Source organism: bacterium (assembly GCA_030652805.1).
Taxonomy (GTDB): Bacteria; JAHJDO01; JAHJDO01; order JAHJDO01; family JAHJDO01; genus JAHJDO01.
The window spans coordinates 41,883-61,736 of sequence record JAUSPT010000092.1 but is presented as its reverse complement, the minus strand read 5'-3'; the positions used below and the strand labels follow the sequence as shown (position 1 = coordinate 61,736).

Here is a 19,854-nt window from a genome sequence, read left to right as displayed (position 1 = left end):
CCGCTTTAGCTCTCTTTGACTTGCCATGATAATATCCCTTTCTGCCATAATACCCTCCTATTAAATCGGGTATTATAGCCTCTTTAAATTAGGACATTTCTAAATGTGCCAAATAGGACATTATCATTTGTGTATTACAGTGTTTTATCAAGCGCATTTAGTACATTAACATATGTGTGTTACAACCTTAAAATCGTTATTGCTAATTAAATTAGATTTGATATAGTTGAAATATGTTAGACAAAAAAACTGGTTTAGATATCGGAAATCCAGAGGTATTGCCCTTTTCTGATTTAAATAAAATAGATATTGAACAGCTTATAACCAATATAAGAAAACGCAAAGAATTTGGAATTGCTTCAATATCAGGCATACGTCAGGTATTTGATACAACAAATGGAGATGACAAACCTGATTTCTTTGATGGTACCTCCACAAGTATAACAGAGGCTGCTAAAGTATATATTGCAATCATAACAAAGAATTTTGCTGATCTTGTTAAAAACAAATCCTCTAAGAAAAAACCTGTTATAGTTGTTGGCATAGATACACGCCACAGCGGTCCTGCTATTTGTGATATTGCAATAAGAACTCTCATCTGGTGTGATGTAGACGTGAAATATATATTTGTATCTCCTATTACAAGAATTGCTGCTTATTCCAGAGAAACTGCTGATGGATTCTTATATATAAGCGCAAGTCATAATCCAATAGGATATAATGGCTTAAAACTGGGACTTTCTGACGGCAGAGTATTATCCGCTGGACTTGCCCAATCATTTATTGAAAAATACGAATCTGAGTTGACTAACCCAGCTGTAATAAGAGACGTCATAGTTGGACTCAACGGTGTGTCCTCTCAGAGAATTGAGGGGATCTTTAGAAATATATCTGTTTTTGGAGAGGAATCTGAGAAAATTTACTCTGAACTTTGCGACTCTATTATAACTGGATCTAAAGATACTCAAGAAGTAAAACGTATAAAAGATGATATCAAATCAAAAATATCTTCTATGAAGCTATGGATTGGGCTTGACCCAAATGGTGGAGCGAGAAGAGACAAGGAATATCTGGAGTCGTGGGGATTTAATATTGTTCAGATAAATTCAGAATATCGCAAAGATATGAATCATCAGCTTGCTCCAACTCCTGATGCTACAAAACAAGCTCAAGAAGCACTTAGCAGAATGACAACATCTGAAAAGAAGATTATTGCATTCTTTGTCTTTGATACTGATGGAGACAGAAAAAACGTAGTTCTAATAGATAAAAATGGAGACCCTTTTGTTCCAGGTGTTCAAAAGATATTTGCATTGGATGTGCTTGCATCTATTCTTGACATTGCAGATAAGGGTAAACTTGTTGATGGGAAATATGGCATTGTAGTTAATGATGCATCTTCTTCTCTTATGGAGCAAATATGTAGTCTCTTTAATATTGCATTGAAGAGAACAGACACAGGAGAAGCTGCTGTTGCCGGTGGAGGAGAGATACTTTCAAAAGAAGATACAGAAGTCATTATAATGGGAGAAGCAAGTAATGGAGGGACCTTTACACTTGATTTTATGGTAAGAGAACCTATTCATACAATTAGAACTATTATAAATCTTATAACACGGCCAAATCTTATAAAAATACTAATGGAAAAAATTAATATACCAGATAACTGTCCCGAAAGCATTCTGGACTGGCACTCTCCTCAAAATATACAAAGCCTTTTCTATAATATACTAAATACCCTACCTACCTCTATTGACACAGACTTTTTTACTAAAGAAGGTGAATACAGAGCAAAACCGATAGACCAACACAGATTTAAGCAAATTTTTGATGATTATTTCCCTGTCAACCTATGGCCAAAAATTAAAAAAGAGTTATCAGATACATATGAAGGACGTTTATCTTATGAATTTACAAACTATGAAGGTACAGAAGAATTGAGAGGTAAAGGAAATAGAAAAACACAGATTGGAGGTTATAAGATTGAATTCTTCTTTTATAAAAAAGATATGAAATATCTCATTGGATGGATCTGGTTTAGATTATCACTTACTGAAAAAGGATTGATGCGAAGAGGAGTAAGTCTGTCTCATATTCAATCTGATCCTCGAACAAAGCAAATGCTTGAGAAAAAATACAAAGTAATCTATAATTTGTTTACTAATGCAATTGAAGAAATTGAGAATTTGGAAGCGTTATTATGAAACATTCATTAAAAGTGGGTTTTAGTTTTGGTGTAACTTCAGGAATAATTACAACGCTTGGGTTAATGGTCGGTTTGCATTCTGGAACTCACTCGAAGGTTGTCGTTATTGGCGGTGTATTGACAATAGCAATAGCTGATGCGTTTTCAGATGCACTGGGTATTCATATTTCTGAGGAGTTTGAAAATAAACATAATGCAAAGCAGATATGGGCGGCGACAATTGCCACTTTTTTATCTAAGTTTATTTTTGCCTTAACCTTCATTATTCCACTTTTATTTTTTGAGCTTCTAACAGCAATCATGATAAGCATAATTTGGGGATTATCAATATTATGTCTTCTTAGTTATAGAATTGCCATGGAGCAGAAAATAAATCCATGGAAGGTGATTGCAGAGCACTTGGTTATAGCTTTGATAGTTATAGTCCTAACTCATTATCTTGGCGACTGGATAGCATCACGATTTAGTTGAAACCCATCCTGAGATCATAAAGATGAAAGAGAGCAAAAAACTTTTATTGATGACTGCGGTATTTTTTGGGTGTTTTTATCTTCCTGTTGAGGCATTGCCGTTTAGAAATCCTGTGTTTGAAGCACTGGCTTTGGTCAGATGGTATGCGCGAGAACATGTTTTGCTTTGCCTGGTGCCTGCGTTTTTTATTGCCGGAGCCATTTCTGCTTTTGTGAGTCAATCTTCTGTGATCAAATATTTCGGGGCAAAGGCAAACAAATTTTTAGCTTATAGCGTTGCTTCTGTTTCAGGGACAATACTCGCGGTTTGTTCCTGTACGGTTTTGCCGCTATTTTCAGGAATTTATAAAAGAGGTGCTGGGTTAGGTCCTGCCACAACATTTCTCTATTCAGGTCCTGCCATTAACGTATTAGCGATTATAATGACAGCTCGTATCTTGGGCTGGCAGTTAGGATTAGCAAGAGCTATCGGAGCAATAGTTTTCAGCATAGTCGTTGGCTTTCTGATGCACCTTATATTTCTTAAGGAGGAAAGAGCAAGACATGCCAATGGCGCTTTTCAGTCCGGAGAAGAAAAAGAAGCTCGACCTCTCTGGAAAAACGCTTTCTATTTTGCTTCTATGATAGGAGTGCTTGTATTCGCTAATTGGAGTAAAGTTCAAGCAGAAAATAAATGGATAATAACCGCAGTTTTCTTATTATCACTGTTAATAATGCTCATAAGGTGGTTCAAGCGGAAAGAGCTAAAGGAATGGACTATTATGTCATGGGGGTTCGCGAAACAGATTATGCCTTTGCTTTTAGCGGGTGTAATCGTAGCAGGTCTTCTTTTGGGAAGACCTGATCATGAGGGATTAATTCCTTCATGGATAATTGTCAAAGCTGTTGGCGGCAATTCAATTTTGGCCAATTTCTTTGCCTCTATAGTAGGGGCGTTTATGTACTTTGCAACATTAACTGAAGTTCCAATTTTACAAGGCCTTATTGGAGCGGGCATGGGGAAAGGGCCTGCTTTAGCCTTGTTGTTAGCAGGTCCGGCATTGAGTTTGCCTAATATGCTGGTTATCAGAGGGGTTATTGGAACAAAAAAAACAGTCGTGTACGTAGGGTTAGTAGTCATTATGGCTACGATAAGCGGCATTTTATTTGGATACATTGTAAGCTGAAATCAAGGAGGTGATTAGAAATGAAGATTGAAATCTTGGGAACAGGTTGTCCGAAGTGTAAGAAACTGGCTGAGCTTGCCGGGCAGGCAGTGAAAGAATCTGGAATTGAAGCGGAGATAACCAAAGTAACAGAGATTAAAAAAATTATGAATCGTGGAGTAATGTTAACTCCTGCCTTGGTCATTGACGGAGAAGTTAAGAGCGCTGGTAAAATACCAAGCATAGAAGAAATTAAAAACTGGTTAAAGGAGGGACAAAATGCATCATAAGCTGGCAAGAAATATCTGTTTTATAGTAGTGTCTACTTTGCTTTTTTCTGTTCTAGGCTGTAGCAGTTGTTGTAATGGGGAAAAGCAAACTCATCAGGAAGAACAGTTAAATTCCAAAACAGAGACAGAGATTCCTGCGCAGGAAAGCAAAACTACTAAGGTTACTTTTATAGAACTTGGTTCTGTTAACTGTATTCCCTGCAAGATGATGCAGCCGATAATGAAGGAAATCGAAGAGGAATATCCTGATGTAAAAGTAATCTTTTACGATGTCTGGACTTCTGAAGGAAGACCTTACGGACAGAAGTATGGTATCAGAGCGATTCCAACACAGGTTTTTCTTGACAAAGACGGAAAAGAATTTTTCCGGCATATGGGCTTCTTCTCTAAAGAAGAAATAGTTAAGATACTAAAGAAGCAGGGAGTTGAATAATGATAAGAGCCATGTTTGAGTGGTTATCTAATTCTCTTCAATCAGGCCCGATTATTGCCTTAACCGCTTCTTTTGTCTGGGGAGTATTAAGTATCTTATTGAGTCCCTGCCACCTGGCAAGCATTCCTTTAATTGTAGGTTTTATTGATGAACAGGGAAGGATATCCACAAAAAGAGCATTTCTTATAGCATCGCTTTTTTCTTCGGGAATCTTAATAACTATTGCTGCAATAGGATTAATTACCGGACTTTTTGGACGAATGCTGGGTGATATAGGGCCTTATGGAAACTATATTGTAGCCGTAATATTCTTTATCATAGGTCTTCATCTTTTAGGAATTATTCCTCTTCCTTTTCTCGGAAAATCAAGTCAGCCTGCGTTTAAGAGGAAAGGTCTATTAGCTGGGTTTATACTTGGCCTCGTTTTTGGCATTGCCCTCGGGCCATGCACTTTTGCCTATATGGCGCCTATGCTTGGCATTGCATTTAAGATAGCATCGACACAGTTTCTCTACGGGGTAACACTGCTATTTGTTTACGGCATTGGTCATTGTTCAGTGATTGTTTTCGCAGGAACTTTTACAGAAGTTGTCCAGCATTATTTGAACTGGAATGAGAAATCCAAAGGTACGATTATTTTAAAAAAGATTTGCGGAGTTCTTGTTCTATTAGGCGGAATATATCTAATCTGGAGTTGTTAAGACCCCTGCATTTGTTTGAAGGAGCGGTCAAAGTGTGATATTATTAAGCTTGTAAAGAGTTTAAAAGGAGGTGAGTCAGATGGGATGCTGCGGTTCAGAGCCTAAGAAAAAGATAAAGTACAAATGCGCTGACAATTGCTGCGACAAAACAATAGAAGTTGAAGAATGCCAGCCTGTTCCAGAATGCTGTGGAAAGCCGATGGTTAAAAAAGATGATTCCTGCTCCTGCTGTTCGTAATAATTAAGTAGAAAGATATAAAGGCAAGGTTATTTACCCCTTGCCTTTGTTCTTGAAAAGGAAGGAATCACGAGAACAAAATAGTTAATTGACAATTTATCAGAGGAGCAAAAAAATGGAAGTAAATGAAAATACAACATTATCTGATATACTAAAAATTGAAGGTGCTGAAAAAATGCTCGCTAAATATCAGTTGCCGTGTTTACACTGCCCTATGGCAAAGATGGAAATGGAAAAGTTAAAGATAGGCGAAGTTTGTAAAATGTATGGCATAGATGCCAAAAGTTTGTTAGAGGATCTAAATAGAATTGTTTGAAAGGAGATGCAGTAATAATGTCCAAGATAGCAGATGATGTAACCGGACTAATAGGAAATACACCTCTGGTAAAGTTAAATAAGATTACACAAGGTACATATGCAACTGTTGCAGCAAAACTTGAATCCTTTAATCCATTATCCAGTATAAAAGACAGAATTGGGGTCTCTATGATTGAGGATGGAGAAAGCAAAGGACTAATTAAAAAAGATACTACAATTATTGAGCCGACGAGCGGCAATACAGGAGTTGCCTTAGCCTTTGTCTGCGCTGCAAAAGGTTATCGCCTGATTTTAACCATGCCTGATACGATGTCTGTTGAACGCAAACAGTTACTATCCATACTTGGAGCAGAGGTTATTCTGACCCCCGGGCAGGAAGGTATGAGCGGCGCAGTGAAAAAGGCAGAAGAAATCCTAAAGAGCATTCCAAATTCATTTATGCCGCAGCAATTCAAAAACCCAGCTAATCCTAAGACTCATAGAGAGACTACAGCCGAGGAGATATGGCGCGATACGGATGGCAAGATAGATATATTGGTCAGTGGTGTGGGCACAGGTGGAACTATTACCGGGATAGCTGAGGTAATTAAGAAAAGAAAGCCCGAGTTTAAAGCAATTGCTGTTGAGCCCAAAGATTCGCCAGTCCTGTCCGGCGGAGAACCTGGTCCGCATAAAATTCAGGGTATTGGGGCAGGGTTTGTGCCTGATGTCTTAAGAATGGATTTAGTTGATGAAGTAGTTAAGGTAAGCAATGAAGATGCTGCTAAGACCGCAAGAAGATTAGCTAAGGAAGAAGGTATATTTGCAGGTATTTCCTCTGGTGCGGCAGCCTGGGCAGCGATAGAAATAGGTAAAAGAAAAGAAAACAAAGGCAAACTTATCGTTGTAATCTTCCCTGATACAGGCGAACGCTATTTAAGCACCGGTTTATTCCAAGAACAGTAAAACTTGTGCTACTGGAAATTTTCAAAACGGCTGGTCTTTTTCAAAATCCGGCAGGAACAGATCCGAACTATCCATTCCTTGAATCAGGCAGTTCTTAAATCCTAGCTCTTCTGCCCAGTTAATGATTTTCTTATATTCTTTGCCTGTAATTTTTCGATTTAGTCTTTTGTCTTTATTTGCCATGTGCGAGGGATGATATTGACTCATCAGTCCAATCAATACATCCCTGGAAATTTTATTTGCTAAAAAAGACAGCGTATTGTAACTACCAGCAAGGTCATCCGGCAGAATAAGATGTCTTATTAAAAGACCGCTTACTGCTACTTTACTTTTATCAACTTTAAGGTTTCCAACCTGGCGAAACATTTCCACAATAGCAGCTTGGTTGTGCTGTGGGTAATCGGGTGCTGAAGAGAGTTTTTCTGCTGTTGGATTATCTGAATACTTCATATCAGGTAAGTATATATCAACTATACCATCAAGGAGCTTAATAATTTCCAGAGAGTCATAACCTCCTGTATTATAAACAATCGGGATTTTCAATCCCTTCCCTATCGCCTTATATAATCCCTCGAGTATTTGTGGCAGGAAGTGGGTGGGAGAAACCCAGTTTATATTATGAGAGCCTCTATTTTGAAGAGAGAGCATCATATCCGCAAGCTCTTCTGTTGTTACTTTATTCCCCATACCCAGCTGGCTAATTTGATAATTCTGACAGAAGATACATTTAAGATTGCAATTCGAAAAAAATATTGTTCCAGAACCACTTGTTCCCGATATTGGCGGCTCTTCCCCAAAATGCGCCACGGCGCTTGAGACAATCAAATCCTTACCAGATCTGCAAAATCCCTTTTTATCTTTTAGCCTGTTGACCCTGCAGTTACGAGGACAGAGAGTGCATGAAGAAAGAATTTCATGAGCTCTCTTAACTTTTTCTTCCAGAAGACCAGATTTATAGGTTTCTAGGTATTTAGGAAGCATGAAGATATATAAATTTCTCTTGCATAATCTATATACCTTTATTTCTATAGCCTTTATTTCTCATCCCTTGATTAACTGACTTTCCTGCAAGTTTTACTTCAGCAACATTTCTTCCATAGGATTTGGCTACTGTATCGTAACTAATCGTCTTGTCCCCTATCATATTCTCCAAATCATTTCTTGCCTTAGCACCTCCCTTAGTCCCAATCTCTGGCGCCCTCACACTTGCAAGACGAATAGTTTTTCCACCTACTACCTTAAAAGTATCTCCATCAATAATTTCCGTTACTCTCCCTTTTGACATATTATACCTCCATTTTTTTATTGACTCATCCAATGCATCGTATTATAATCGAAAATAAATCGAAAGTCAAGAATCTTTTCTGCGGAGGTGGGAATGCTCACAAAACGACAAAAGCAAGTATTGGAATACATAAAAAAATATATCACTAAGCACGACTACGCTCCCTCTCTTGAGGAAATCAAGAAACACTTACTGCTTTCCTCCGTTTCAACTGCTCACTATCACGTCCAAGCTCTTCAGAATATGGGTTACTTACACAAAGAAGATAATCAACCTAGAGCATTGATTCCTAAAAAGAATGCCCAATCTATCGAAATACCCATAGTCGGCACTATTGCTGCCGGCCAGCCAATTGAAGCAATTGAACTATCCGATAAAACAATCACTCTTTCCAGAAATGAAACTAGCAGGGCAGGTAAATATTATGCTTTGCGCGTTACTGGTGATAGCATGACTGAAGAGGGCATTTTTGATGGCGATATAGTTGTTATTAAAAAGCAAGAAACTGCTGACAATGGCCAAACCGTTGTAGCGATAATCGATGAAAATGAAGCCACATTAAAAAAACTTTACCGAGAAAATAACCAATTCAGATTACAACCTGCAAATCTTACGCTATTGCCAATTTATAGGCAGGAGGTCGAAATTAGAGGTATCGTTGTAAAGATAATTAGAAATCTAGAACCTCTTTTAGAAAAAGATAAATATAAGGATGCAAAACTAAAAAGGCGCATTGACTATTCATGGGATTATAGAGGTGAGAAAACAAAATCTTATACTCATGGTTTGCACGGTTATCCAGCAATGTTCATCCCTCAGGTCGCAAGACGTCTGATAGAGACGTACAGCAGGAAAGGCGATACTATCTGCGATATCTTTTGCGGCTCTGGAACCGCTTTAGTTGAGAGTAGGTTACTAGGTAGAAATGCTTACGGAATTGATCTAAATCCATTTGCTATATTCTTAGCAAAAGTAAAAACAACTGAAATAAACCCATCTGCGCTTACAAAAGAATATTTCAATTTACTTAATAGGTTTGACCATATAAAAAACGATAAAATCGTACTGCCAGACTTTATGAATGTGGACTTTTGGTTTAAAGAGAAAGTTATTTTGAAATTGGCAAAATTGAAAAAGGCTATTAATGATACAAAAAATGAAAAGATTAAAAACTTTTTTTTAGTTTCCTTTAGCGAAGCAGTTAGACTTTCTTCAAATACAAAGAACGGGGAATTTAAACTTGTGCGAATAAAAGCTGATAAACTGAAAAATCACAATCCTAATGTGCTTGACATTTTTAGAAAAAAAACCGAATTAAATATTGAAGGGATGAGAAAGTTCTATCAAGAAGTTGACAAAAATACATGGACTAAACCCATCTATGAGGATACTTCTCTAATCAGCACAATAAAAAGCGATTCCATAGATTGCATTATAACATCTCCGCCCTATGGCGACAGCAGAACAACTGTGGCATATGGACAATTCTCAAGATTATCTGCTCAGTGGATTGACATTTTTGAAGATCCAAACACTGCATCAGGCGTTGACAATAAATTATTGGGAGGTAAACCAACTGGCAATCTGCTTCATTCTCTTGAATCTTCTCACTTAAGGGAATCTTTAGAAAGAATTCAAGAAATGGATAAAAAGAGAGCAAGGGATGTATTAAGCTTTTATATAGATTTAAATGAATGTCTAAAGAAATCCTATGAGATATTGAAAAGAAAAAAATATTTTTGCCTAGTCATCGGCAATCGATTAGTAAAGCAGGTACGCATACCGACTGATTTCATCATCGCAGAATTATGCGAAAAAATTGGTTTTACCTGTGAAGATATCTTTGTTAGAAATATCCCCGGCAAAAGAATGCCTTCAAAAAATTCTCCTACAAATATCGCAGGAGAACTGGAAGAAACAATGACAAAGGAAAGCATCGTTGTTTTGAGGAAGAACTAAACCAATCTAATCTTGGTTTTGAAGCAGTCATACAGTCTATTGATCTTAACCCTAAAACCTGTTCCGTGATTTCTTACCGTCCCATTAGGTCTATAATACATTCTAAAATCAACTACTATCTGATCTTTTTTGACCATCTTCTTAAATAATTCAAAACTAAAATCCTTCAATAAATAAGCTTCATTGAAGTGAAAATGTTCAAACGAATTTATGATTTTTTTATCAGCCAAAACATAAACAAGAGCCGGTAATTTAGCTTCAAATTTCTTTTTTACCGATTCAATGTCCCAATAGATATTTAATCGTTTTCCTTCTCCTTTAACTTTGATCTTATCTTTGCTAACGGATAATCTTAATTTTTGGGCATTGTATCTTTTGCATGAAAGCGTGCTGTGTAACTCTTTTGAACGTTTATTATCTCTGCGAGAGTAACCAAAATTATCTAGCAGCAATCTATCTCTATCTCCGCCTTTTGGTAATGGTTCTAGCGTAAAAAGTGTCAACATGGATTTTGCTTCTTTGCGGTACGCTTTTAGTTCAGCAACACCTGCAATATCGTGGAGAGGAATATTGTTCTCTGGTATATCGAGTAAATCTTCTAAGGTTTTACCAATTCCCGTGTCACTAATGCGGTGGGTTTTGATGAATCCTTCTTTTTTTATTTGTTGAAGTTTTTGTTTTAGCTCTTTTAAATCCATATTACTTTATAAAAAAGTTCAGTGTTTTTTTATAGATCTTTGCAAATTCCTTCAATTGAATTACATCAATACGACGCTGCCCGGCTTCTACCTTAGAAATATAAGATTGAGAAACATCTAACAAATTAGCAACCTGCATTTGATCAATCCCAGCATCTTTCCGAGCCTGCTTTAATCGATCAACTAAATATTTATGCTCTTCTGAATATAAAGCTTTCTTCATAATGATATCCTTTATACTATATTCCATTTTGTAATATGCCAAATTGGAATATTACCATAGAACAACATCGCAAAAAATATCGACACAACAAGCAATCTTTGATATATTTTCTATAATGAATAGAAAAATGCAGCAGCTAAAAGAAATTTTGAGTAAGATGGAGAGTGTTTTAATAGCCTATTCAGGGGGTGTGGATAGCACTTTTTTGCTCAAAGTAGCCAAAGATGTATTAGATGATGATAAAGTAGTGGCTGTCACTGCAACTTCTTTAACTTATCCTGCCTGTGAAATAAAAGATGCTAAAACCATAGCAAAGAGATTAATGGTGAGACATTTAGTTATTAAAACCGATGAATTTTTAAATCAGAAATTTGTAGAGAATTCTGCTGATAGATGTTATTGGTGTAAAAAGGAATTGTTCTCCAAATTAATTGCATTAGCTAAGGAATATAAATTAAACTATGTTTTAGATGGTTCGAATTATGATGACACAAAGGACTTCCGACCGGGAATGAAAGCAGCGAGTGAATTGGGTGTAAGGAGCCCGCTTGAAGAGGCAGGTTTTGGTAAGGATGAAATTCGTAGCTTATCAGAAAGGCTTGGATTACCTACATGGAGCAAACCATCCTTTGCTTGTCTTGCCAGTCGTTTTCCCTATGGAATGAAGATAACCAAAGAGAATCTTGCCAAAGTTGATAAAGCAGAGGCATTCTTAAGAAAATTTGGCATAACCCAGGTTAGAGTAAGGCACCATGATCAGATTGCACGAATAGAAGTTTATAAAAATGAAATACCCAAGTTATTAAAAGAAGAGACAATGGATAAGATTATAACTAAATTCAAGAAATTAGGTTATACTTATGTGACAGTTGATTTAGAAGGATATAGAACAGGTAGTATGAATGAAACTTTGAAAGGAGATACTAAAAGATGAGGAGAATATATCTCGACTATGCGGCTACTACGCCTACAGACCCGGAAGTAGTAAAGACCATGTTACCGTATTTTACTGATAAATTTGGTAATCCTTCAAGCATTCACTCCTTTGGACAGGAAGGCAAAGCAGCAATAGAGGAAGCCAGAGAAAAGATAGCTTCTCTATTAGGTGCAAAACAAGAAGAGATCATCTTTACCAGTGGAGGGACAGAAAGTAATAATTTTACTCTTAAAGGTGTAGCCTATGCCAATCAGCATAAGGGAGATCACATAATTACTTCGTCTATTGAACATCATTGCGTAATTGAGCCTTGTAAGTTTTTAGAAAAGAGGGGCTTTAAAGTGACCTACCTTCCTGTAGATGGGGATGGTCTTCTTAATCCGGAAGAGGTAAAAAGAGCGATTAATGATAAAACTATTCTTATCTCTATTATGCACGCCAATAATGAGATAGGGACAATCCAACCAATAACAGAAATAGGTAAAATCGCTAAAGAAAAGGAAATTTGTTTTCACACAGACGCTGTTCAGACCTTTGGGCACATCCCAATAAATGTTGATGAGCTTAATGTAGATCTACTCAGTATATCCGGCCATAAGCTCTGCGGACCTAAGGGAATTGGAGCGCTCTATGTAAGAAAGGGTACGAGAATGGTCTCGTTTATGCACGGAGGGGATCAGGAAAAGAACCGTCGTGCATCTACCGAAAATGTACCGGCTATTGTTGGATTCGGTAAAGCGGTGGAGATTGCTCAAGAGAAGATGAAGGAAGAAGGAAGAGAATTAACCATTTTGCGAGATAAATTAATAAAGGGTATCTTCAAAAAGATAAACCATGTCCGCCTGAACGGCCACCCCACAAAAAGACTTTCTAACAATGTAAATGTCTCCGTTGAATCTGTAGAAGGAGAATCTTTACTGCTTAATCTGGATATGGAAGGGATTGCTGCTTCTACAGGTTCTGCCTGTACATCTTCAAGCCTTGAAGCATCGCATGTTTTACTGGCACTGGGGTTATCACATGAATTAGCACATGGCTCTTTGAGGTTTACTTTGGGCAGATATACCGAGGAGAAGGATATTGATAATGTTTTAGAAGTATTGCCAAGAATTGTAGAGAAGCTCCGTTCTATGTCGCCATTGTGGAAGAATGGATAAAGATGGGAAAAAGAGTAGTTGTGGCAATGAGCGGTGGAGTGGATTCATCTGTTACTGCCGCTTTACTTAAAGATGAGGGATTTGAAGTTATCGGCATTACTATGCATATCTGGGAGCGTTCCAAAGATTGGGATGGCTGTTGCGGCGCAGAGGGCATTGAGGATGCAAAGAGAGTAGCTCACAAGTTGGGAATCCCTCATTATGTGTTAAATCTCAGGGATGTTTTTCAAGATATGGTGATTTCCAACTTCTGCGAGGAGTACAAGGCAGGAAGAACACCAAACCCTTGTATCAGATGCAATAAATACATAAAGTTTGACGCTTTAGCTAAAAAAGCAAAAGAGTTAGGTGCAAATTATATCGCTACAGGCCACTATTCAAGGATACAGAGGATGGAGAGCAGAGGACAGAGGGCAGAGGACAGATATGTCCTTAAAAAAGGGATTGATACTAAAAAAGATCAGTCCTATGTGTTATATACAATGACTCAGGAACAGTTGAAATACACTTTAATGCCTCTGGGAGATCTTACTAAAGAGCGAGTAAGGAAGATTGCTAAAGAGAAAAATTTACATGTGGTCAATAGCCCGGAATCTCAGGAAATATGTTTCATTCCTGATAATAACTATGGAGAGTTCGTTAAGAAATGTGTTTCTGAAGAGATAAAACCCGGTCCTATCATAAATAAAGAAGGGAAAGTTATCGGAGAGCACAGAGGAATTATTTTTTATACCATTGGACAACGCAAAGGAATGGGGATAGCGGATAAGAACCCTTTATACGTAATTGCTATTGACAAGAAGAACAATGCCATTAGGGCAGGCAAGGAAGAAGAGCTCTATACAAATGAATTAATTGCCGATAATATGAATTTTATAAATATAGGTAAATTGGAAACCCCTATTAAAGTGGAAGCAAAGATAAGATACCTGCATCAGCCCTCGCAGGCAACTGTCATTCCGTTAAACGAAGGCAAGGTTAAGGTAAAGTTTGATGCTCCTCAGCGAGCAGTTACACCAGGGCAGGCAGTGGTATTTTACAACGGGGAAGAAGTTATCGGAGGAGGAACGATAATACAAAATTAAAATGCAAAAATTAAAAATAAATAAAAATTTAGTAGAAAAGATATTAGAATTAAAAAAGAAAAGGAATGCTGTAATCCTTGTCCATAATTACCAAATAGGTGAAGTGCAGGATATTGCTGACTATATTGGTGATTCTTTAGGATTAAGTCAAACAGCCAGCAAGACCAATGCTGATGTAATCGTTTTCTGCGGCGTCCGTTTTATGGCTGAGACAGCATCCATCCTTTGTCCGGACAAACTAGTTCTTATGCCTGATATAAATGCCGGGTGTCCTATGGCTGATATGATTACCAGAGACGAGCTAAAAGCTTTTAAAAAAGCACATCCAAAAGCAACTGTAGTAGGTTATGTCAATACTTCTGCTGAGGTTAAGACAGAGATTGATATCTGCTGTACTTCCGGAAATGCCGTTAAGGTAATAGAGTCCTTAAAGGATGCATCAGAGATTATCTTTGTCCCTGATAAATATTTGGGACATTATGTGTCTACAAAAGTTAATCGAAATCTAATTCTTTGGGATGGTTATTGTCCTGTTCACTCTAAGATTCTACCTGATGATATTACAATACAAAGAAAAGCCCATCCTGAAGCGAAAGTTATTGTTCATCCTGAGTGCACACTCAAAGTAATTCAACTCGCTGATGAAGCTCTCTCTACCAGTGGAATGTGTGAGTACGCAAAACTGTCCGGAGCTTCTGAGATAATTGTAGGCACTGAGGTAGGACTGCTCTATAGATTACGCAAAGAAAACCCTGAAAAGAAATTCTACCCTCTTTCAGCTCAAGCCATATGCCCAAACATGAAACTGACCACCTTGGAAAAAGCATTATGGTGCTTAGAAGATATGCGTTATGAGGTCAAAGTCCCTGAAGATATTCAAATCAGAGCCAAGAGAGCAGTAGATAGAATGTTAGAGGTGACACCTTGAAATAAAATCACTTGCTTTTAGAAAGATTTATTAGTAGCATTAAAAAAGTATAAATAAATTTTACTGGATAATGTTAGCTATAAAGACAGAGCATCTTACCAAGATTTATAAAGGTAGCAGAAAAGAAACAAAGGCTCTTGAAGATTTGAATCTTCAAGTCTCTCCTAATCAAATATATGGATTTTTAGGGTCAAACGGAGCAGGCAAAACAACAACTATTAATCTGTTGCTGGGTCTTACTGCGCCTACAGCTGGTACAGCCTGGATTTTAGAAAAACAAATTGGGGATATAGAAATAAAGCAAAAAATAGGATTTCTTCCACAGAGCCCCTATTTTTATGAGTCGTTTTCGTCTGTTGAGTTATTAAATTTTTATGGCAAGATATTTAAAATCCCAAGAAAAGAACGATACAAGAAAATCGAGGAGTTGTTGGACATGGTTGGATTAACAGACAGTCGAAAAATCCCTTTAAGAAAGTTTTCCAGAGGCATGCTTCAACGTATTGGTATTGCTCAGACATTGATTAATGATCCAGATTTAGTTTTTTTTGATGAGCCAATCACGGGATTAGACCCAGTGGGGAGAAAGGAGGTAATGAATACGATACTTAATATAAAGAAGCAGGGTAGAACAGTCTTTTTTTGTTCTCATGTTCTGCATGATGTAGAAATGCTCTGTGACAGTATAGGGATTCTGGATAAAGGACAACTTATTGTCTCTGGCAAACTAAAAGATTTGCTCGAAGCAAAAGAAATAGAAATATCTGTAGAAAAGCTTGACAAAAAAGGACTTGATATGGTAAGAGGAAAAGTAGATGGATTTAGAATTGATGGAGATATAGTGACTGTTACTGTTAATGACATAGGGCAAGTTTCGGAGATTGAAGATATAATGGAAGCTAATAATGGGAAAAGAATCTCTGTAACGTCACACAAGGAATCATTAGAAGAGTATTTTTTGAAATCAATAGAAAAAAAGGGAGGAGAGAAAGCATGAACATTATCTTAACGATTGCGCAAGGTGTATATCAAAGGGTGATAAAAAGTAGAATTCTCTATGTAATAGTCGTTTTTTGTTTGTTTGCTATAGCATATTCTACATTGTATAGTGCAGTTACAGCAGGTGAAGAGACAAAGCTTATGAAAGATATTGGCTTGGCAGGCATTGCTGTAGCAGCAATGCTAATATCAATTATGGTGGGTTCTACAGCTATTCCAACGGAGATAGAATCAAGAACGATTCAAACATTAATATCAAAACCTGTAAGAAAGCATGAATTTATCCTTGGACAATTCCTGGGAGCAGTATACGTTGCATTACTTTCAATAGCTATAATGGCTGTAGGGTTTATAGTAATCCTAGCTATAAAAACTCACGCTCTAAATTTAGTTATGTTTAAGCCATTGATACTTATCTGTTTTGAAGCCATGATTCTGGTAGCAGTGTCTGTACTTTTTTCTACTTTTTGTTCATCCATGGTAAGTTCCATATTAGCTATAGTGGTTTATATAGCCGGACATCTGTCCTATCAGATACCATTTCTAGTGGAAAAGGCAGGTAATGTAGTAACTAAGTTCGCAGGACTACTTCTCTACTATGCATTACCGAACTTTCAGTACTTCAATATAAAGGCTCCAGTCGCTCATGGAATTTATGTTCCATGGGGATTGATATTTGGTGTTATTCTGTATGGAGCTATATATACTGCGATAATGTTGCTGGTTTCACTCGCAATATTTAAGAATAAAGATTTTGCATAAACAAAAAAAACAAGGAGAAATAATTATGAAATCTTCAAAAGTCTCAATTCAGATAATTATAGCAATTATGTTACTTGTTGGGTTAATGCCGCTGGGAAATATTCTAAATGACATAAAAGAGGATGCTGGGTTAGCGGACAGGTTTATTCAGCGACCTGCATTGGGTTTTGATAATATTGCTTCAGACGTATTATGGATTAAAACAATACAATACATGGCGGGTGTGGAAAAAATGGATGTTGAATCAGCTGATATAATCTATCAAATGTTTGAAAGAGTAACAGATCTGGATCCTTTGTTTACTACAGCATACACATTTGGTGGATTGGTAATATCAAACAAGGCTCCTGCAAAATCCTTAATACTATTTGATAAAGCTATTGCTCACAATCCCAATATAGGTTGGCGTATACCTATGTTCGCAGGAGTTGTAAGTATGCATAATATGAAAAATTATGATAAATCCGCTAAGTACTTTGCTCTCGCCTCAGAAGTAAAAGACAGTCCAATGTTTTTAAAAAGAATGCAAGCTTTAGCAAAAGCCCGAGCAGGGGATCTAGGCACTGCTCTGATACTGTGGGAATCATTATACAACTCCTCAGATTCGGCTAGTGTGCAAATAGCGAGAAGGGAACTGGTTCGAGTTGCTGCAGAAATACTTAAGACTTCAACTGATAACAAATTAAGAAATAAAGCTGATAGAGTAATAAAAGGAATTCTGTAAAAATCAATCAGGAAAGACATCCAATAAAATCAGATACAAAGTGATTAGCAGGATGTGAAACGATTTCGGCGTATTTTCCTATCTGTTCGATTTTGCCTTCATTCATTATGATAATCTTATCACTCAGAGCCTTGGCTTCATCCAGCATATAGCTGACATACACACTTGGAACATTTAGAGTTTTTATAATCTGTCTTAACTGCTGTTGTACTTCAAGTTTTGTCCTTGTATCAAGCGCAGCAAGAGGGTTATCAAATAAATAGGCATGATGTTTTGTTATTAAATATCTTGAAATATCTAACTTCTGTTGCTCGCCTTTAGATAGTTTATGCGGCATTTTATCTAATAGTTCCATTTTATTAATACACATAAAATTTGTAACAGTTTTCACCCTTTCAGGTATTGTGTTTTTTCTCCATTTCCTAATGGCTAAAAAATAAGGGAGTGAGAATTTACGTTTTCTCCACTTTTTATAGGAAAAGTAATCCTCATATACTGTGCAAATAGGCCATTTATCTTTAGGAAGATGATCCACGTGAATGTTATCAATAAATATGTCTCCACTATCAAAGGGTTCTAAACCAGCAAGTACTTTTAATAGATACGTTTTCCCAGACTCTGAAGGACCCATAATACATGCAATTTCTCCTTCGTTAATTTCAAGATTAACCTTATCAAGGATAACTTTCTCAACTCCGTTTCTCTCTTTTAATACTTTCGAGATATCTTTTAGTCTTATATTCATAACCAACCCTTTTTGATTATAAGTCAGAAATGGATAAATGACAAAGCAATTTTCATTGGACACTAATACCTATATATATTATAATTCGTTAAACATATAGTTAGCAATAAGTTTATGGTTAATAATAATAAAGAAATCCAGAAATACATATCAGAATATTCGGATAACATTGATTATTCAAAGAATATTGTTTCAATAATTCTTGCAGCTGGTCATGGAAAAAGGCTTAAAACAGAATCGCAGAAAGTACTGCATAAAGTCTGGGGAATACCTTCTGTAAAAAGAATATCAGAATCTGTTAAGCAAGGTCTTGCATGCAAAAATCAGATCATTGTTGTTGGGCATAAGGCTATTGAAGTAATTGATACAATAGGCAAGACCAAAAACACAGTTTTTGTTTATCAGCCAGAGCAAAAAGGAACGGGCCATGCTGTGAAAATAGCTCTTGATGCATTGGAAAACAAGTTTAAAGGCAGTGTGTTTATATTTCCTGGGGATATGTGTCTTATGGACTCGGACACAATCAGAAGCTTTGCCAAATACTTTGAGTCCCTGAACTCAGATATGATGTTTGCTACTGGCATCTATACTGGACCTCCCGAGCTAAATTATTATGGCAGAATACTAAGAGCTCCTGACGATTCGCAAAATTACAGAATAATAGACCTTATCGAATATAAAGATATACTTAAGCTTACAAATAGCCAGAAGCATGATATTGAATATAAAAACAGGAAATATTCTTTTTCAAAAGAAAAACTTCTCCAGAACAGCGAATTCAACTCAGGAATGTATGCTTTCAGAATAAATGAACTCATTAAACATATTAATAAGATAGGGACAGATAATGTAAAAAGAGAGAGATATCTCACTGATATGGTAAAAATTTATAACAGATTAGAGCTTTCTGTAGACGGTTTTAAAATAGAGAATGAAGATTTAATCATTGCTTTCAACAACAAAACTGTTCTTAAATATATGGAATCAATTCTAAGGAAAAAATATTATGAGCAATTAAAGAATATAATAACTATTCAGGACGAAGAAAAATTCTTTATACACGAACAGGTAATAAAAGATATTATTAAACAGGATAAAAAATATGGGCCTTTGGATATTTCAATAGGAGAGGATGTTTATATTTCAGGCAGCGTTAAGTTAAACAGGGGGGTTGTCATAGGTAATCATACTGTGCTTGATGGCAATATTGTACTTGGAGAAAATACGTGGATTGATAAAAATGTCTGTATTTCAACGTATTCAAATCAAACACTAAAAATCGGAGAAAACTCCATGATATTGCAGGGAGATATTATTAAAGGGAATACTGTTATTGGGGAAAATGCTAGGATTGAATCCGGAGTTAATATAACAGGCAGCGACGAATTCCCTACACGTATTAATGATAATTGTCTGATCAAAGGAACTAGTTATATCTTTGGATCAATAATAGAAAAAGATAACTGGATTGAACATTCTGTCCTTATAAAGCAGCGCGTATGCAGAACAATAAGAAAAGATGGTAGCATACAAAAAGTAAAATATATTCTTCCGCTCCCTCAGGGAATTGATTCTCTCGAATCACTAGATAAGGATTAGATGCCAA

23 protein-coding genes are annotated in these 19,854 nt (G+C 36.6%); 18 read left to right on the top strand and 5 right to left on the bottom strand.

The genetic code is table 11. The features are described 5' to 3' along the window. Window positions 1-233 precede the first annotated feature (233 nt). The 9 genes from Q7J67_09195 to cysK all read left to right on the top strand — a co-directional run bounded on the left by Q7J67_09195 (window position 234) and on the right by cysK (window position 6,746). Window positions 234-2,204: a hypothetical protein gene (locus Q7J67_09195; GenBank protein ID MDO9465455.1), complete on the top strand. Its 1,971-nt coding sequence runs from the start codon at window positions 234-236 to the stop codon at window positions 2,202-2,204. After that, the gene (locus tag Q7J67_09190; protein MDO9465454.1) at window positions 2,201-2,677 is read left to right on the top strand and encodes a hypothetical protein; all 477 of its coding nucleotides are present in this window, start codon (window positions 2,201-2,203) and stop codon (window positions 2,675-2,677) included. The genes Q7J67_09195 and Q7J67_09190 overlap by 4 nt, the downstream gene beginning before the upstream one ends. 22 nt (window positions 2,678-2,699) lie before the next feature. Continuing rightward, window positions 2,700-3,842: a permease gene (locus Q7J67_09185; protein ID MDO9465453.1), complete on the top strand. Its 1,143-nt coding sequence runs from the start codon at window positions 2,700-2,702 to the stop codon at window positions 3,840-3,842. Window positions 3,843-3,862: 20 nt separating this feature from the next. Further along, window positions 3,863-4,111: a thioredoxin family protein gene (locus Q7J67_09180; protein ID MDO9465452.1), complete on the top strand. Its 249-nt coding sequence runs from the start codon at window positions 3,863-3,865 to the stop codon at window positions 4,109-4,111. After that, window positions 4,101-4,544, top strand: coding sequence for a thioredoxin family protein (locus Q7J67_09175; GenBank protein ID MDO9465451.1), 444 nt, complete (start codon window positions 4,101-4,103; stop codon window positions 4,542-4,544). Before Q7J67_09180 ends, Q7J67_09175 begins: the two co-directional genes overlap by 11 nt. Continuing rightward, window positions 4,544-5,245: a cytochrome c biogenesis protein CcdA gene (locus Q7J67_09170; GenBank protein ID MDO9465450.1), complete on the top strand. Its 702-nt coding sequence runs from the start codon at window positions 4,544-4,546 to the stop codon at window positions 5,243-5,245. The genes Q7J67_09175 and Q7J67_09170 overlap by 1 nt, the downstream gene beginning before the upstream one ends. 79 nt (window positions 5,246-5,324) lie before the next feature. Next, a complete protein-coding gene (locus tag Q7J67_09165) occupies window positions 5,325-5,483 on the top strand; it encodes a hypothetical protein (GenBank protein ID MDO9465449.1) in 159 nt (52 codons plus the stop codon). Window positions 5,484-5,598: 115 nt separating this feature from the next. Further along, complete coding sequence (locus tag Q7J67_09160) at window positions 5,599-5,799, top strand: hypothetical protein (GenBank protein ID MDO9465448.1); 201 nt, start codon at window positions 5,599-5,601, stop codon at window positions 5,797-5,799. 17 nt (window positions 5,800-5,816) lie between these two features. Then, the gene (gene cysK / locus Q7J67_09155; protein ID MDO9465447.1) at window positions 5,817-6,746 is read left to right on the top strand and encodes a cysteine synthase A; all 930 of its coding nucleotides are present in this window, start codon (window positions 5,817-5,819) and stop codon (window positions 6,744-6,746) included. A 21-nt stretch (window positions 6,747-6,767) separates the two neighbouring features. Here cysK and Q7J67_09150 read toward each other — a convergent pair whose 3' ends face one another. Together Q7J67_09150 and Q7J67_09145 are read right to left on the bottom strand one after the other, a co-directional pair. Further along, window positions 6,768-7,727, bottom strand: a complete 960-nt coding sequence (locus tag Q7J67_09150) for a radical SAM protein (protein ID MDO9465446.1) — start codon at window positions 7,725-7,727, stop codon at window positions 6,768-6,770. A gap of 28 nt (window positions 7,728-7,755) precedes the next feature. Continuing rightward, window positions 7,756-8,031 carry a thermonuclease family protein gene (locus tag Q7J67_09145; protein MDO9465445.1) on the bottom strand — a complete coding sequence of 92 codons (276 nt, stop codon included), beginning with the start codon at window positions 8,029-8,031 and terminating at the stop codon, window positions 7,756-7,758. A gap of 93 nt (window positions 8,032-8,124) precedes the next feature. Between Q7J67_09145 and lexA the strand changes: the two genes are divergently transcribed. After that, window positions 8,125-9,990 carry a transcriptional repressor LexA gene (gene lexA / locus Q7J67_09140; GenBank protein ID MDO9465444.1) on the top strand — a complete coding sequence of 622 codons (1,866 nt, stop codon included), beginning with the start codon at window positions 8,125-8,127 and terminating at the stop codon, window positions 9,988-9,990. On the opposite strand, the gene Q7J67_09135 is transcribed toward lexA, so the two are convergent. Further along, window positions 9,987-10,688, bottom strand: a complete 702-nt coding sequence (locus Q7J67_09135; GenBank protein ID MDO9465443.1) for an MvaI/BcnI family restriction endonuclease — start codon at window positions 10,686-10,688, stop codon at window positions 9,987-9,989. The two genes, lexA and Q7J67_09135, sit on opposite strands and share 4 nt — an antisense overlap. Before the next feature lies 1 nt (window position 10,689). After that, on the bottom strand, window positions 10,690-10,911 hold the full coding sequence (locus Q7J67_09130) for a helix-turn-helix transcriptional regulator (protein ID MDO9465442.1): 222 nt from the start codon (window positions 10,909-10,911) through the stop codon (window positions 10,690-10,692). A gap of 115 nt (window positions 10,912-11,026) precedes the next feature. On the opposite strand from Q7J67_09130, the gene larE reads away from it, so the two are divergent. From larE to Q7J67_09095, 7 genes are all read left to right on the top strand, one after another. Beyond that, window positions 11,027-11,845, top strand: a complete 819-nt coding sequence (larE, locus tag Q7J67_09125; protein MDO9465441.1) for an ATP-dependent sacrificial sulfur transferase LarE — start codon at window positions 11,027-11,029, stop codon at window positions 11,843-11,845. Next, the gene (gene nifS, locus Q7J67_09120; protein MDO9465440.1) at window positions 11,842-13,005 is read left to right on the top strand and encodes a cysteine desulfurase NifS; all 1,164 of its coding nucleotides are present in this window, start codon (window positions 11,842-11,844) and stop codon (window positions 13,003-13,005) included. The genes larE and nifS overlap by 4 nt, the downstream gene beginning before the upstream one ends. 2 nt (window positions 13,006-13,007) lie before the next feature. Next, window positions 13,008-14,090: a tRNA 2-thiouridine(34) synthase MnmA gene (gene mnmA, locus Q7J67_09115; protein MDO9465439.1), complete on the top strand. Its 1,083-nt coding sequence runs from the start codon at window positions 13,008-13,010 to the stop codon at window positions 14,088-14,090. A gap of 16 nt (window positions 14,091-14,106) precedes the next feature. Further along, window positions 14,107-15,018 (top strand): quinolinate synthase NadA, encoded by a 912-nt coding sequence (gene nadA, locus Q7J67_09110; protein ID MDO9465438.1) that lies wholly within the window; start codon window positions 14,107-14,109, stop codon window positions 15,016-15,018. Between the two features lie 70 nt (window positions 15,019-15,088). Then, window positions 15,089-16,015 carry an ABC transporter ATP-binding protein gene (locus tag Q7J67_09105; protein ID MDO9465437.1) on the top strand — a complete coding sequence of 309 codons (927 nt, stop codon included), beginning with the start codon at window positions 15,089-15,091 and terminating at the stop codon, window positions 16,013-16,015. Next, complete coding sequence (locus Q7J67_09100) at window positions 16,012-16,779, top strand: ABC transporter permease subunit (protein MDO9465436.1); 768 nt, start codon at window positions 16,012-16,014, stop codon at window positions 16,777-16,779. The genes Q7J67_09105 and Q7J67_09100 overlap by 4 nt, the downstream gene beginning before the upstream one ends. A 25-nt stretch (window positions 16,780-16,804) precedes the next feature. Beyond that, a complete protein-coding gene (locus Q7J67_09095) occupies window positions 16,805-17,503 on the top strand; it encodes a hypothetical protein (protein MDO9465435.1) in 699 nt (232 codons plus the stop codon). A gap of 7 nt (window positions 17,504-17,510) precedes the next feature. Here Q7J67_09095 and Q7J67_09090 read toward each other — a convergent pair whose 3' ends face one another. After that, entirely contained in the window at window positions 17,511-18,248 is a 738-nt protein-coding gene (locus Q7J67_09090) for an ABC transporter ATP-binding protein (GenBank protein MDO9465434.1), read from the bottom strand. 114 nt (window positions 18,249-18,362) lie between these two features. On the opposite strand from Q7J67_09090, the gene Q7J67_09085 reads away from it, so the two are divergent. Next, the gene (locus tag Q7J67_09085; protein MDO9465433.1) at window positions 18,363-19,847 is read left to right on the top strand and encodes an NTP transferase domain-containing protein; all 1,485 of its coding nucleotides are present in this window, start codon (window positions 18,363-18,365) and stop codon (window positions 19,845-19,847) included. The last annotated feature ends 7 nt before the right edge of the window (window positions 19,848-19,854 follow it).

Bases quoted from the DNA above. Each gene is read 5' to 3' on its own strand.
- Q7J67_09195 (MDO9465455.1), top strand. From the start codon at position 234: ATGTTAGACAAAAAAACTGGTTTAGATATCGGAAATCCAGAGGTATTG.
- Q7J67_09190 (MDO9465454.1), top strand. From the start codon at position 2,201: ATGAAACATTCATTAAAAGTGGGTTTTAGTTTTGGTGTAACTTCAGGA.
- Q7J67_09185 (MDO9465453.1), top strand. From the start codon at position 2,700: ATGAAAGAGAGCAAAAAACTTTTATTGATGACTGCGGTATTTTTTGGG.
- Q7J67_09180 (MDO9465452.1), top strand. From the start codon at position 3,863: ATGAAGATTGAAATCTTGGGAACAGGTTGTCCGAAGTGTAAGAAACTG.
- Q7J67_09175 (MDO9465451.1), top strand. From the start codon at position 4,101: ATGCATCATAAGCTGGCAAGAAATATCTGTTTTATAGTAGTGTCTACT.
- Q7J67_09170 (MDO9465450.1), top strand. From the start codon at position 4,544: ATGATAAGAGCCATGTTTGAGTGGTTATCTAATTCTCTTCAATCAGGC.
- Q7J67_09165 (MDO9465449.1), top strand. From the start codon at position 5,325: ATGGGATGCTGCGGTTCAGAGCCTAAGAAAAAGATAAAGTACAAATGC.
- Q7J67_09160 (MDO9465448.1), top strand. From the start codon at position 5,599: ATGGAAGTAAATGAAAATACAACATTATCTGATATACTAAAAATTGAA.
- cysK (MDO9465447.1), top strand. From the start codon at position 5,817: ATGTCCAAGATAGCAGATGATGTAACCGGACTAATAGGAAATACACCT.
- Q7J67_09150 (MDO9465446.1), bottom strand. From the start codon at position 7,727: ATGCTTCCTAAATACCTAGAAACCTATAAATCTGGTCTTCTGGAAGAA.
- Q7J67_09145 (MDO9465445.1), bottom strand. From the start codon at position 8,031: ATGTCAAAAGGGAGAGTAACGGAAATTATTGATGGAGATACTTTTAAG.
- lexA (MDO9465444.1), top strand. From the start codon at position 8,125: ATGCTCACAAAACGACAAAAGCAAGTATTGGAATACATAAAAAAATAT.
- Q7J67_09135 (MDO9465443.1), bottom strand. From the start codon at position 10,688: ATGGATTTAAAAGAGCTAAAACAAAAACTTCAACAAATAAAAAAAGAA.
- Q7J67_09130 (MDO9465442.1), bottom strand. From the start codon at position 10,911: ATGAAGAAAGCTTTATATTCAGAAGAGCATAAATATTTAGTTGATCGA.
- larE (MDO9465441.1), top strand. From the start codon at position 11,027: ATGAATAGAAAAATGCAGCAGCTAAAAGAAATTTTGAGTAAGATGGAG.
- nifS (MDO9465440.1), top strand. From the start codon at position 11,842: ATGAGGAGAATATATCTCGACTATGCGGCTACTACGCCTACAGACCCG.
- mnmA (MDO9465439.1), top strand. From the start codon at position 13,008: ATGGGAAAAAGAGTAGTTGTGGCAATGAGCGGTGGAGTGGATTCATCT.
- Q7J67_09105 (MDO9465437.1), top strand. From the start codon at position 15,089: ATGTTAGCTATAAAGACAGAGCATCTTACCAAGATTTATAAAGGTAGC.
- Q7J67_09100 (MDO9465436.1), top strand. From the start codon at position 16,012: ATGAACATTATCTTAACGATTGCGCAAGGTGTATATCAAAGGGTGATA.
- Q7J67_09095 (MDO9465435.1), top strand. From the start codon at position 16,805: ATGAAATCTTCAAAAGTCTCAATTCAGATAATTATAGCAATTATGTTA.
- Q7J67_09090 (MDO9465434.1), bottom strand. From the start codon at position 18,248: ATGAATATAAGACTAAAAGATATCTCGAAAGTATTAAAAGAGAGAAAC.
- Q7J67_09085 (MDO9465433.1), top strand. From the start codon at position 18,363: ATGGTTAATAATAATAAAGAAATCCAGAAATACATATCAGAATATTCG.